The 14,240-nt window shown below is 64.7% G+C and carries 7 protein-coding genes; 4 read left to right on the top strand and 3 right to left on the bottom strand.

All coding sequences use genetic code 11. From position 1 onward, the window contains the following. Positions 1-13 precede the first annotated feature (13 nt). Positions 14-277 (top strand): site-specific integrase, encoded by a 264-nt coding sequence (locus IW245_RS11855; RefSeq protein ID WP_197003227.1) that lies wholly within the window; start codon positions 14-16, stop codon positions 275-277. A 64-nt stretch (positions 278-341) separates the two neighbouring features. Here the strand turns inward: IW245_RS11855 and IW245_RS11850 are convergent, their stop codons facing one another. The 3 genes from IW245_RS11850 to IW245_RS11840 all read right to left on the bottom strand — a co-directional run bounded on the left by IW245_RS11850 (position 342) and on the right by IW245_RS11840 (position 3,191). Continuing rightward, entirely contained in the window at positions 342-803 is a 462-nt protein-coding gene (locus tag IW245_RS11850; protein WP_197003226.1) for a hypothetical protein, read from the bottom strand. Between the two features lie 145 nt (positions 804-948). Continuing rightward, positions 949-2,010 (bottom strand): hypothetical protein, encoded by a 1,062-nt coding sequence (locus IW245_RS11845; protein WP_197003225.1) that lies wholly within the window; start codon positions 2,008-2,010, stop codon positions 949-951. Between the two features lie 1,022 nt (positions 2,011-3,032). Continuing rightward, positions 3,033-3,191, bottom strand: a complete 159-nt coding sequence (locus IW245_RS11840) for a hypothetical protein (RefSeq protein WP_197003224.1) — start codon at positions 3,189-3,191, stop codon at positions 3,033-3,035. A 16-nt stretch (positions 3,192-3,207) separates the two neighbouring features. Here IW245_RS11840 and IW245_RS11835 point away from each other — a divergent pair, with 16 nt between their 5' ends. From IW245_RS11835 to IW245_RS11825, 3 genes are all read left to right on the top strand, one after another. Next, a complete protein-coding gene (locus tag IW245_RS11835) occupies positions 3,208-3,390 on the top strand; it encodes a hypothetical protein (RefSeq protein WP_197003223.1) in 183 nt (60 codons plus the stop codon). A gap of 815 nt (positions 3,391-4,205) precedes the next feature. Next, on the top strand, positions 4,206-12,884 hold the full coding sequence (locus IW245_RS11830) for a DUF6531 domain-containing protein (protein ID WP_197003222.1): 8,679 nt from the start codon (positions 4,206-4,208) through the stop codon (positions 12,882-12,884). Beyond that, positions 12,881-13,864, top strand: a complete 984-nt coding sequence (locus tag IW245_RS11825) for a hypothetical protein (protein WP_197003221.1) — start codon at positions 12,881-12,883, stop codon at positions 13,862-13,864. The genes IW245_RS11830 and IW245_RS11825 overlap by 4 nt, the downstream gene beginning before the upstream one ends. Positions 13,865-14,240: the final 376 nt, after the last annotated feature.

Raw genomic sequence — 14,240 nt, 5'->3', positions numbered from 1 at the left:
GCCGATCGTTGCCTTGGACACCCCGGCGGGCAACGCCGTCTTGCGTTCATCCTTCGACCACGGATTCGGCCACCTAGCCCCCGCGACCCGGGCCCGGCACCTCGCCGCCCTGCGGTCGGCGATCGGCTGGTGGCCCGTCACCGGCCGGCTCGCCTCGGCCACGACAGCGGGATGGGCACGACCCAAGATCACCGTCGACACCACCCGCGCCCTGACCATCGCCCAGGTCGACGCCCTCTTCCGCCTCGACGTGCCCGTGCGCGAGCGCACCCGCTGACCAGCAACAACAGGGTGGGTGGCAGGCAGGCCGCCACACAGGCGCTCTCAGGAATTTTCGCAGGTCAGAGCCCCGGTATTCCGCCGGTGCCTTCAGTGAAGTCGAGGTGGCCCCGCCGGCGCAGGTACCCGCGGATCGTCTGCCGCTCCGCGATGAGGGTGCCGGTGGCGATCCGGTCGGGGTGGTCGTCGGGGAGGCCGGTGGTATCGGCGATGGCGATCGACTCGGCGGTGCTGTACCCGGTCATGGCAACGATCTCGGCCTGCAGCGGGTCATCGGGCGGGAAGTGGCCCACCGCCGGTCTCGGCGGCCTGCTGGCGGTGATCTCCTCGCGGACGGTCCAGGCGGTCAGAGCGGCGCGAGCCAGTTCCACCACCTGCCCGACATGGTCGACGGCCTCGTCCGGCTTCACCTCGGCCTGCGCAGCGGCGAGCGCGGCCTCGGCTTGGGCCAGGCGGCGGGTGTAGTGGGCGGTGATGAGCTGGCGGGCGTTGTCCTCGGCCAGTTCCCGGAGCGGGTCGGTCACCGGGATCCTCCCTGTTCAGCGCAGGACGAAGGGAAGCAGCGCGATCCGGATCTCACGGGCCGGGTTGTCGCTGGCGTGGAAGATGTAGTCGTGACGCTCGACGCTGGCGATGCGGGCCGAGGCGCTTGCAGTTGGGGTGCTTGGATCAGCTGTGGTGTTGGCGGCGTCTGCCTCCTCTTCCGGCAGCGATGGATCCGTACTGCGCAGGGGTGGCGAACTTCGCCGCGATTTCGGCCAGGTGCGCGTGGTCGACGGCGGCGAGTTCAACGAGCTCGGCCATGCCGGGCAGGCGGGTCCAGTCCGGCGCGCCGTCGAGGCGGATGCCAGCGAAGCGCAGGTCCCAGGAGTGTCCGGTGCCGCTGCCGTTCCGGCCGCGCCGGAACGCCGCCCGCAGCCTGGCGCGCGGGGTACCTCGGGAGGCAGTGACGTACACCTGCATGGGTGGTCCGGGAACGTCCTCGACGATGGCCACCCAGCCGGCGTCGCGGAGCCGGTCGACCAGCGACGCCACCCGCTGGGGCCGCGACGGCGGTACGACGGCCTGCGGGGGTGGGGCCTGCCGCTCGGGACGGTCGGGTCGCGGCTCGACTGCCGCCGCGGCGAGTAGTTCCCTGTACTCGCTTTCGTGGCGGTCGCGCAACTGGGCGCGGGCTGCGGCGCGGGCCGTGGTGGTGACCTCCGTGCGCCAGGCGACCACGGCGGTGTGGAATCTGCGGGTCAGGATCTTCTTCTCCATCCACCGCTGGCGCACGTGCACGAGGAACCGGAACAGGTTGATGCGCTCGTACGCCTGGTGTTCGTCGAGGCCGGCGGTGACCAGGTCCACGTCGGAGACGGTGGCGTCGGGTCGCCATGGGATGCGAAGCAGGTCCATCCGGTCGCGGGCCAGGCGGTCCAGCACCGTCTCCCAGCGTGCCAGGACCAGGGGGTGGCCGAGGTCGGGCTCCGGTGAGCGGCGGGTGACGTCGTCGCCGACGATGCGGTCGAACATGTCGCCGTCCGCGTCGAGCAGGCGTCGCACCCGTTCGGTGACGGGTTCCAGGTCCGGGTAGCCGACTTCGAGGGCCCAGCCTCCGAGCTCGTCGGCGGGAGGCGGGAGCTCGCGGACACGATTGTCGGTGCCGCGTCGGTGGAGTTCCTCGCCCAACAGGGTGTGGTACTCCTCCGCGTGAAGCCAGGCCAGCCGCTTGGTGGCGCGCCGGACCACGTCGTCCTCTCCGTCGCCGGCCGGCGAGGTGGTCTCGGCGGCGGCCCGGCGCTGTTTACCGCCAGGCGAACCTGGTGCAGGCGAGTACGGACCCGGGCCAGGGACTCGATGTTGTTGCGGGTCCGCCGCGCGTCGGGGCCGTCGGTGAAGCGGTATCGCATCACCGCGAGCTGCAGGTCCCCCTCGGCGCCGAGCAGGGCGTCGACCCAGTCGTCGTGCCACTGGGGCTCGCGCAGAAACAAACCCAGCGCCGGCGGTACCCGCCGGGTGGCCTCGGCCACCACGCACCGGCAGAACACGTCGAAGTCGCCGGTGGTCAGGTCGAGGAACTCCTGGCGGGTCGTGGAAAACGGCAACGCGACGATGTCACGGACCCTGACTTCCGACACCTCGACAGCCTCCCTTCCAGGGCCGGTCACGCTCCGGCACCACACAAGTACGCTATCGCCCCCATCCGACAGAAAACAGGCCTGTTCGCAGGGAACCGGCGCCGCCGTGGGCTCCGTGAAGGTTCCGGGAAATTTCCGTGTTTTCACACGAGTGCTGCTCGGGTTTTTCTGAGAACACTGGCTTTCAGCTTCTGTTGCCTACCTCGGAAGGATGGCGAGCATGTGCGCCCGACGCGCCGACCCCACCAGCAACCTCTTCCTGCAGTTCCCGGCCCCGCTTCGGTATGTAGGGCGAGGCGTTCGCGCTGCGAGCCGCTCGCCGGCCGGCGAGGTACCCAACCCACTCACCCTCCACAGGAGCCGCCTGACGGCGTTTCCGCAGCCCAAGACATGATCAAATGCGTGTGTGGGCTATCCCGTGAGGTATCTCAAGGGCTGTATCGCCCGGCGGTGGACGTTGACAATCGGGTGACAAATGGGCGACACCGCACACGTCCCCTGGTGGGGTTGTCAGAGCAGGGCCAGGCGGCGCACACGTTGCCGGAGCCGTCGGTGGCACACCGCCGGCGGCCGATCGGTTGGTGTCAGCTCTGGTGCGCGACCCGGTCACGAGCGTGACCGGGTCGCGGCCGGTCAGGTCCTGTCGGATAGTGCCTTGGTCGCCGCGTTGGCGATCGCCGACCCGGCCTGGGTGGCGTCGTCGAGGAGCAGTACCTCGGTTCCTTGCAGTGGTGCGGAGTTGACGGGCCCGATCCACAGGAGTCCGACGAGGGCGCACCTGATCGGCTTCATCGCAGGCACGGCGGTGGTGATCACCCTTCCGGCCCTGGTCCTGGGCGCCCTTCTGGGGCTGGGCGTGTCCCAGACCCTCGTCACGGTCCTCACCGGGGTGTTCGACCCGCCGCCGGACCAGCTCAGCGTCCCGTGGCCATACCTGGCGGGGCCACACTCCTGGCGATCTCGGCCACTGTGGTCGGGCTTACCGCTATGACTCGGCGTCCTGACCTCAACCCTGATCCGGCACACCAACTGAGTCACCTGTGGTGACCATCGCGGTGATGGTGGTGACGATGTCTGCGGGCGTGCGGTCCTCGGGATCATAGGGTGGGTCGATGTCGAAGCGCCGAGGTTGTGGTGCGAACGGTGATGACCAGGCAATTCAACAACTCCATTGTGAGCGACCCTAGTTGGGCACCATCCCGTCGGTCACCCCACCCAGCCACTGAGGGCCGACGGTGATCAATCCGAGCCTATGGTCTTTGTCTTGGTTCGTCGGCGGCATCAGGCAATCCCTGTGGTGAAAGGCATGGATCACAGCATTTTGACCCGACCCAGAGGAGTATCACCTCGTCTGAATGCGGAGGACCTATCTTGCCGTACTCCGCGATCGAGGCGGCATCCAGTGATCTTAGTCATAACCGCTACACCGGGTAGCTGTATGCGCTGGGCTGCCCGGTACCTGCGATCACACTCTGTTAGTGGATCTGGTTCTGGACCGTAGGTGGAAGGGTGCAGACGTATGTGATGCCGTAGGTTCCGCAGCACTGTTTCGATTGCCAGGAGGGCGTCGCGGTGATGCGTGGATTTGGTGCGAAGTGGACTCGCAGGGGTTTGGGGCTGTCGCTGGTGGCTTCCCTGCTGGTGGTGTTGCCCGCGCTGCCCGCTGTTGCCGGTGACCCCGTGCCGCCGCCTGGGGCGTCGAAGACCGCCCCCCGGCATCCGGATGGATCGGCTGCGGGCAAGTCGCACGGTTCGAACAAGCGGGTTGCCGCTCCGAGTGGGGCGAAGCCTCTTGTGCCTGGTGCAGTGGGTCCGGAGGTCGTTCATCCCGACGCGGCCGCGCAGCCGTCGAGTGCTGCTCCTGCGCTGACTGTCACGCAGGACCACAAGGCTCGAGGGTTCGTGGAGGGGCAGTCGCAGGAGCTGCGGCAGAACCGGACGAAGACGTCGACCGTGTTCGCCAATCCCGACGGTACGCGGACGCTGCGCACGTATTCGACGCGGGCGTTTCAGCCGAGTCCGGACGGGCGGTCGATGGTCGCGGTCGATCTGGCGATGCGCAAGAACGCCGCCGGGAGATGGGTTCCGACCGTGGGTCCGAACGTCGAGGTCGCGGCCAGCGCGGACGACCCTGCGTTGGAGTCGATGGACTTCGGGGGCGGAGCGACGGTGTCCCTGCGGCTGGACGGCGCCGGGGCCAACGTGACCGGAGCCGCCTCTGGGCAGAAGATCACCTTCGCTGGGGCGCGCCCCGGTGCCGATGTCGTGATCACGTCGGCGAACTGGGGGCTCAAGGAAGAGCTCGTCCTGCACTCGCCCGAGGCGGGCTCTGGGTGGCTGTTCCCGTTGACGGTCACGGGTGGCCTGATCGCGATGGTGGATCCGGACACCGGCGCGGTGAGGTTTATTGACGGCGCCGGGGTTGTGCGCGGTGAGATCCCCACCCCATTCATGACGGATTCGAAGATTGATCCGCGGTCGGGGGAGGGTGCGAAGTCCTATGGGGTGACGTACACGATCGTCGCGAACGGGTCAGGGCAGGCCTTGAAGGTCGACATCGATCAGGCGTGGTTGCGGGATGCGGCCCGGCAGTATCCGGTGATCGTCGACCCGTCGCAGCGCTTCGCCGCCGACGCCGATGACACATTCGTTTCGACGACGAACAACGGTAACAACTCCACGGCCGCGGACTTGACGGTGGGTACGTGGAACGGGGGCGGGGAGAGGTCCCGGGCGTACGTGTCGTTTGGTACCGCGTTCAACGGCACGCTGCAGAACAAGTACATCCTCAGTGCGTCGCTGAGCCTGGTGAACACCTGGTCGTACTCGTGCGACGCCCGCGATGTCAGCGTGTACCGTTCGACGGACTTTTGGTACGGGTCGCAGATGCGCTGGCCGGGCAGCCCTTATGACGCGACCCCCCTGGCGACGAAGTCGTTCGCGCACGGCTACACGCCCTGTGGCAGCAACCCGGCGTGGGAGACCTTCCCGATCTCGTCGCAGCAGTTCACCCGTTGGGTTCACGGCCTGGCCCCCAACAACGGGTTCGTGCTCAAAGCCTCGGAGAGTGACTCGTTCGGGTGGAAGCGGTTCGCCTCCACGCAGACGACGTTCAACGGCTGGGCACCCTACCTGGATGTGACATTCCAGGACAACGGAGCTGAGTATGCGTTGCCGAGCGTGCAGTTCAATCCGGCTCTGACCTCCACGCAGGCTGGTGGTCTGGTGGTGCGGGCGACGAACTGGGGCCGCAACACCTGGACCCCGAAACCGCCTACAGGGGAGAGCTACCACCTGTCGTATCAGGTGCTCAATATCGACGGCTCGGTACGCCTGACGAGCCCGAACTTCTACCCGACCAACAACGTCGGTCCGCACGAGACCGGGGACATCCCGATCACGGTGCAGCCGCTGCCGGTGGGCAGCTACAAGCTGATGTTGCGCATGTCGGATGGAACCGGCGCCGCGTTCGCCTCGCCTCCCGGTGAGGTGCCGTTTACGGTGCAGAACAGTGCTCCTCGGATCGACGGCTACTCGCCGCCTCAGAGCGGGTACGCCACCTCGTTGCAGCCTGCGTTGTGGGTGGACTACGAGGACCTGGACAAGTACCCGGCGACGGGCCGCCAATACTTCTACAAGATCTGCAACGGCACGCCTGCGGCCCCGGTCGGGTGCCAGCAGTCGGGCTGGATCGACACGGCAGCCTGGACGGTGCCGGCGGGGGTCCTGAAATGGGGTGTGCAGTCGTGGTGGCAGGCCCAGGTCTCTGATGGTCAGGCATCTGGTCCACTATCCGACCCGATGTGGTTCACACCCGTCGTCGCCCAGCCGGCAGTCACCAACCACCTCGCCGGGGCACCAGACGGAGCTGACCTCGCGGGAGTCAATCCACAGGTCGGCAATTACAGCACCACGGTCACTGACGCCACCGTGTCGGTTGTCGGGCCAGACCTGTCTATAACTCGCAGTTACAACTCTCAGGACCTGCGCACCGCCGGTGCGTTCGGCGCGGGTTGGTCGACTCCGCTGGACCAGCGTCTGATCGAGGAGGTCGACGGCAATGTCGTCCTCACCACCGCCGCAGGTCGGGAGGTGCGATTTGGCAAGAGCCTCGACGGCTCCTACGCCCCGCCGCAGGGCGCGAACCTGACCCTGACGAAGAACACCCCGCAGGTCGGTGCGGTCACCTGGTCACTGCGTGACTCCACCGCGACTGTGCGCACATTCGACACCGCCGGGCGCCTGGCGGGAACTAAGGACATGCAGGGTCGCCAGCAGATCTACATCTTCGGCATCGACGGACTCTCCGAAGTCAAGGACGTCGCCTCCGGACGCAAACTGTCCCTGACCTGGTCCGGCGGGCACGTCGCCACCGTCACCAACGAGGCCGGGTCGGTGTGGCAGTACACCTACACCGGCAACCAACTCACCAAGGTCTGCTCGCCACTGACGGCGACCGCCTGCGTGTCCTACAGCTACACCGACTCATCGTTCTACCGCTCGGTCATCGCCGACGACAACCCGTCGATCTACTACCCGATGGGCGAGCCGTCCGGGACCACGGCGAAGAACGTCGCAGCGCGCAGCACCGGACAGGGAGACGGCCTGTACGCGGGCGTCACACTCGCTCGACCCGGAGCACTGCCCGGCTCGGCGGACACGGCGGTCGGATTCTCCGCCGCTGCCAACAGTTCGCTGGTCATGCCGGTCAACAGCATCAACAGCTCGGTGTCACTAGCTCTGGAGATGTGGTTCAAAACCGACCCCGGCCAGGGCGGTGTCCTCCTCAGCGAACAGAACACCCCTCTCAACGTCGCACCAGGTGACCACGTGCCGATGTACGTGGGCACCGACGGGAAGCTGTGCGCCGGGTTCTGGACCGCCGCCGGCGGTGGCCCTTGCGGCGTCAACCGGGTCGACAACAGCCAGTGGCACCACATGGTGCTCTCGGCTGGAGGCACCCACCAGGAGCTCTACCTCGACGGCGTGCAGGTCGCGACCAAGACCGGCGCACTTACCCACCTACTCATGAGCGACGTCGCCGTAGGCAACGGCTCAGTCGCCGGTTGGATCGCGGGGAAGAGCATGTTCCCGTTCACCGGTGATATCGACGACGTTGCGTTCTACAAGCACGAACTGGGATCCGCCCAGGTCGCTGCCCACTACGGAGCCCGCGGACTGGGATCACGCCTAACGAAGGTCACCGAGCCCGGGAACTTCGCTGCCGCACAAGTGGGCTATGACGCCATCACCGGCCGGTTCACCGCTATGACCGACCGCAATGGCGCCACATGGGGCCTGACCGAGACGGCCGTCGGCGACAAGCAGCGCACCGCGACCCTCACTAGCAACAGCAGGGGACAGATCTCCTACACCTACGACACGGAACACAGCGGCCGGATCACCAAACGCGAAGACGGCCTCGGAGCGCGGACCTGGGAGTACAACGCCGCAGGTTTCGTCTCCAAGACCACCGACCCCATTGGCCAAGTCACCGAAACCCAGACTGACGCCCGCGGCAACGTCATCGCCACGACCACCCACCGGGAATCGGACTCCAGTCAGACCAGCTACCGCTCGTACTACGTCAATGCGGCCGACGCATTCGACCCTCGCAACGACACGCTGCAGTGGCAGGCCGACGCACGCTCGACCTCAGCCACCGATACCACTTTCCGAGTGGCCTACGAAACCAACGCCGCAGGTCAGGTCACCAAAACCACCTACCCCCTGGTCGGCTCGGGAACCGTCGCCCCCACTCAGACTGTCACCTACTCGACTGGCACCGAAACTGCCGTCGGCGGCGGAACGGTGCCCGCCGGACTGCCACTCGTTAGCACAGGAAAAATCGGGCAAACAACCACCAACACTTACGACGCTAAAGGTGATGCGATCACCAGTACCGACCCCGTCGGTTTGGTCACCACCTTTGGATACGACCCACTCGGGCGCGTCACGTCCAAGAGCACTCCGTACGGCGGAGTCACGACCACGTACAACGCGCTCGGTCAGCCCGCGACCGTGACCAGCACCGGGGTGACCAACCCGATCACGTCGGTCACGCACACTGCCGTCACCACCTACGAGTTCGACCAGCTCGGCCACGTCGTCAAGCAGAGCGTGGCAGACACGACCGGTGGTGACGCCACGCGCGTCACCACCTACGGCTTCGACAGCGCCGGACGCCTCACCTCCTCAACGGACCCTGACGGATCAACGACGAGCCAGGAGTGGAATAACGCCGGCGATGTCTCAAAAGCCACCAATAAGGCGGGCCTGGTCACCGAGCTGCGTTACAACGACAACCGCCAGCTGATCGAAACAGCAGCGGTCGGTGCCGGCGTTGACCCGACGAACCCCGCCGCCCTTCGCATGGTTCTTGAGTCCCGGGCCTACCTCGACAACGGCCTACTGGCGTCTACCACGGACGCCCGGGGAGGCCTGACCAGCTACGAGTATTGGGCCGACGGACTTCGCGCCGCAATGTCGCTGGGCGAGCCCGACGGTGCCGGAGGCTTCACCTCGGTACAAGCTCGCCAGTTCACCTACGATGCGGCAGGGCAAACATCGGAGACATATGACACCAACGGAGCCGCTGTAGATTTCACCTATGACGCCTTTGGCTACAAGACCAGCGAGACCATCGAACCCGGCAGCCTGAAGTACAAGACCATCTACACCCGCGACAACGACGGCAACCCGCTCAAAACAGACCGCTACGACGACACCACGAAGTATGCAGGCACCGTCGCCTCCTACGACCTCGCCGATCGCGTCACCGCACAAACCGTCACTGACCGACGAACCGGCTCCACCAGCACCCTCACAGACGCGACCACCGTCTACGTCCTGGACACCCGAGGCCTCCCCACTTCCATCATCGACCCCCTCGGCGGGCTCACCACGGCCACCTACGACGCCCTTGGCCAGCCTGTGACGACCACAGGCACCGCCCGTGATATTTGGACCGCAGGCGTCAAACAGACTGGGGTGCAGCCGATCTCCACCACCGGGCGCAACACCTTCGGCGAGGTCACCGACGCTCAAGACGTGTTCGGACACGTCACCCATACCGACGTTGATGCCATGGGGCGTCCGAAAGCCGTAACTCTCCCCACCTACACCCCGCCATTCGGGCCTGCGATCACACCGGTTTCGCGCACCACCTACACGCCTACAGGTCAGGTTCTGCAGCAGACCGACCCGCTCGGTCGAGTCACCAGCTTCACCTACGATAAGTATGGCAACCTGCTCACCCGTACCGAGCCCGACCCCGATGGTGCAGGCTCCTCAACATCCCCGGTCTGGACCTTCGGATACAACCGTGTCGGCGACCAGACCAGCACAGTCGACCCGACAGGCGCACAAAGCCTGGCCACCTACGAAGCCGCAGGCCGCCAGCTAACCGGCACCCGCACCGAGCGCGTAGGCGGACAGACTTTTTACTACACGACAACCAAGGTGTACGACCAGGTCGGCAACATCCTGTCGATCACCACTCCCGCCGGCGGCACGACCTCGATGGCCTACAACAAGACCGGCAAGGTCACCCAGGTCACTGACCCCACGGGCCGACGCACCGACTTCGCATACGCCCGTGGCGGACTCACCTCGACCACAATGAACTATGGACTTGACACCACGTGGTCCAACAAGAAGTCGGCCGCCACCGACCTGGCAGGCAACCTACTGTCCCTCACAGAACAGGGCAACGGCACCGCATCGACACGTACCCGCACCAACAACTACAACAAAGCAGGAAGTCTGTTCAAGGAGATCGACTTCACTGGCAACGTCACCGACTTCAGTCACAACGTCGCCGGGCAGCTGGTCACCGTCACGCAGAAGGCTGACGCCTCCACCCCCATCACGGTGCAGTTGGGCTATGACGTAGCCGGGCAGCGCACCCGCATGGTCGACGGCAACGGCAACGCCACCCACTACACATACACCCCGTGGGGCCAGCCGGCGTCGACCATCGAACCGTCGACCCCTGGCGACACCGACAGCGACGATCGCACCTGGACCACCACGTATGACGCCGCCGGCCAGCCGATCGCCGAACTCCTCCCCGGCGCGGTCACCCGCACCCGCACCTTCGACGGGCTCGGTCGCCTTGCCAAGGAGACTGGCGCCGGCACTGTAGCGACCACCACCGATCGAATCTTCGGCTACGACCCACTCGGCCGCACCACCAGCATTAGCGGACCTGCCGGCGCGACGCAGTTCACCTACAACGACCGCGGACTGCTCACCGCCACGACCGGCGTGAACACGGCGATGTTCGGCTATGACGGTGACAACAACCTCACCACCCGTACCGACGCCGCCGGCACCACAACTCTTGGGCGCGACCTCGCAGGACGTGTCACCACCGCCAGCGAACCGCTGACCGGCAGCCAACTGACCTATGCGTACAGGTCCGACGGCCAGCTGGCCTCCATCGGCTTCGGCGGAGCAACCAAGGCATCCCAGACGTACAGTTACGACGCCTACAGCCGGCTGACCACCCACACAACCCTGAAACCAGGCGGCACCGTCGAAGCGGCCAAGGCCACGTACACCTACGACGACGCCGACCGCACCCTGACGAAGACCACCACCGGCGTCGTCGGAGGCGGAACCAACACCTACACCTATGACGGACTCGGACGCCTCAAGACCTGGACCACGCCGAGCAGCGTGCAGACCACCTACGGCTGGGACGCCGCCTCCAACCGCACCACCGTCGGCGCCCGCGCCTACACATACGACGCCCGCAACCGCGTCAAATCCGCCACCGGCGGCACAGACCCCGACGAAACCTGGACGTACAAGGCGCGCGGAGCACTATCCACCGCTACCCGGGGCACAGAGGTCCGCACCTCGAACTACGACGCCTTCGAACAGCTCCGCAGCACCACCGGCAACGCCGGAGCCACCGTCAACTACACCTACGACGCCCTTGGCCGCACCGCACAACGCAACGGCATCAGCTTCGGCTACCCCGACCTATCCAACAACGCCGTCACCTCCCCCGAAGGCCTCATCTCCCGCGACGCCGCCGGACAACCCATCGCGCAGAAGGCGGGCAGCACCGCCAGCGCACTCCTGAGTGACGCCACGCACGACGACGTCATCGCCAACCTCGATCCGGCAACCGGATCCGTCACCGGTTCCACCAGCTTTGACCCCTTCGGCAAGCCGACTGCGGGAACCGGCGCGGCCAACCTCCTCGGCTACCAGAGTGGTTGGACCGACACCGCCACCGGGTACGTCAACGCCGCAGCCCGCTGGGACAACCCCGCCACCGGCTCATTCACCAGCCGCGACACCTGGACCCTCGACCCCATCCCCACCGCACAATCCAACCGCTACACCTACGCCAACGCTAACCCCGTCAACGGCACCGACCCCACGGGCCATTTCTGGGACCCCGGCAAGAACGGCGGCGCGGGGATGACTTTGCAGGGTGCAGGGCCGCCTATTGGCGGCAGAACCGGTGCTGAACCCGGGGGCGGTGGTGGCGGTGGCGCCGCCGGCGGCGGCATGGTCGCAGCCGTGGGGCTGGGCTTGGCGAACATGTGGGACTACTTCTTCGGCTCAGATCCCGACGCCCGATGGCGCAACCCCCAAAACGATCCGGGACGTCCGCCGGCACCGCCGAGAGTGGGCACGAACGGCCCCACATACTGCGAGGTCCATTTCGCAAGCTCCAAGTGTGGAGGCGATGGTCCAGACCGAACAAACTGCGCGGTCATGGGATGCCCACCGCCACCCCTATGCGGCCGTTCATGTGACGAAAACGCGATACCCGGCCCGCTTAAATGGATTCTCAATCTGTTGCGCGCACCCCTCGTTGACTCCAATGACCGACCAGGCTCTGTCGCGGTCCTCAAAGATGGAGAAACGCTGCTTGGTGGATTCGGCAGCATCGTCAACGCAGTACCGTCGGAAGATCCGGGCAGTCAACCAAACGCGGATGGAGACCCCAGAAAGCCGCCCGTCGTTTCGCCGGGGCAAACGGAAAGTCAGTGCCAGTCAGATTCCAATGGCGAGTATTGGCACAATGGTCGGGAGTGCTTCTATCGCTCAATGGGCGCGAGGGAGTATGAACGGTTCATGCAAAATCAGGGACTTTCGCTCAAAGGTGGTGGGAAAAACAGGGAAATCTTCACAACGCGAAACCGGGAGTACTCTCGCAGTTACCTCGACGGCGAACGTGGTCGATTCGGTGATTACACCGTTCTCATTGAATTTGAGTTGACCCCTGGTAGCACCTCAAGCATGTATGAGCCATCAATTGGCAGGCGGGGGGACATCCCAAGTTATCGACCGCTTGGATGGCACGATGAATTTCTTGGGCTCCAGCCCGTAGGGAGCGGCACGAATCTTGTCCATGTAAAGGCGGATGGCGGCTACATCGCGTATGGTTTGCGTGGAGACGCGGTAGCATTCTTCAACGGAAACATTCTAACGGGTCGAGTGATTGGCGGCGCGCCATGAGTAACGAGTCTCAATATATTCGACTTGAGCGCCTGGTTTCCGAGAGCGGTGGAAGGCACCTTCGCGCTGATCGCCTCGAAGAATTTGGTGAGATCAGTCCACTCATCGAGGAGCGGCTCAAAGAAACATGGCTCGCTCAAGAATGGCCCCTCTTTATGGGGTACGTTGATTTAGCGGGGCATAGACCATCTCCAGGATGCGTCCCTATCCTGTGTGATGCTCTCGTCGGCAACCATCATGATATCGACACACCTTCCAACTATGATCATGAAGCGGTAGCTGAATCCTTAAAAAAGGGAATAGAGAAGGGCGTCGCCGCGTATTGGGATGCGATTTCGGCCCTTACGGAAGTGCTCCGGTCGGGGTGGAAGGAATGGGATCCGGCCATCGCTGCTGTCTGCCTACTCGCGCTTCATAAATGTGAGACGCTTGAAGCGCGCGCCGAATTGGTCTGGGCGGCAAAGTGTCACACCGTTACCATCAGAGAACTGGCGTCCGAGTTGCTAGGCGCCCAACTCATGTCAAGCGAAAGCGTGCATGACCGTTTCGCGGATCACCGCAATTCCCTTGTGGACATTGACCTGGTTACCGCACCGAGCGAAAACATATTCATTGACCTCCTCATAGATGCCGAGGAAGACTTCCTTACTGGAGGATCCTTCAATCGCGTGATCGAATTCTCTCAAACGTTTGGCGAACTGCTGAACGGCTACGGTACGAGACACGCTTTGGACCTTGTATTCGTTGGGCCGGGATTCGACCTAGAGGCCGGTCGATTTGAATTGGGCTTGGAACAAAAGCACCTCGGTGTCAGGAGTGCCGTCCTTGCGATAGGATTTGATGGTAGGTTGAATACAGTTTCATCAATGGCTGACTTGGCAGGTAATGCCTTAGAGTTAATAAAATTCAACAATAGCGACATCGGGCTATCTGATGATGTTTCTTTCTGTCGGCAGATACTTCTCCGAATGGCGGAATAGCCTCGTCAGGCCAAGTCATCGCGTCGAGGCAAAGCTGCTCCAGACACGTATGACAAGCCCGCTGGGCGGATGGGTCGCCTTGGGTTGTTGTTCATCGCGGCTATCGGTGCCATCGCGATCTCAGTGGCCACGGCAGTCGTTACGCCGCACGTTCAGGCATGGATCGCCGGCTGTGAGGCGGCCCAGCTTCATCTCGCCGAAGGCGTGCAACCAATCGAGCCGCAATGGTGGGCCACAGCCAACAAGTTTCCTGCATCCGCGATTACTGAGGTGAATCTTTCCATTCGGCCTACTACCCGGACAACCCCGGAAGCAGCAACTACCGGCCTGGACCCCTGCCCCACTGAATCCAGCTGGGTGGAAGCTCCGCGTTCCA

Origin of the sequence: Longispora fulva (assembly GCF_015751905.1) — a bacterium.
Lineage (GTDB): Bacteria > Actinomycetota > Actinomycetes > Mycobacteriales > Micromonosporaceae > Longispora > Longispora fulva.
The sequence above is the reverse complement of the archived record's forward strand: the minus strand, read 5'-3'. Positions and strand labels throughout refer to the sequence as shown.

Bases quoted from the DNA above. Each gene is read 5' to 3' on its own strand.
- IW245_RS11825 (WP_197003221.1), top strand. From the start codon at position 12,881: ATGAGTAACGAGTCTCAATATATTCGACTTGAGCGCCTGGTTTCCGAG.
- IW245_RS11840 (WP_197003224.1), bottom strand. From the start codon at position 3,191: ATGAAGCCGATCAGGTGCGCCCTCGTCGGACTCCTGTGGATCGGGCCC.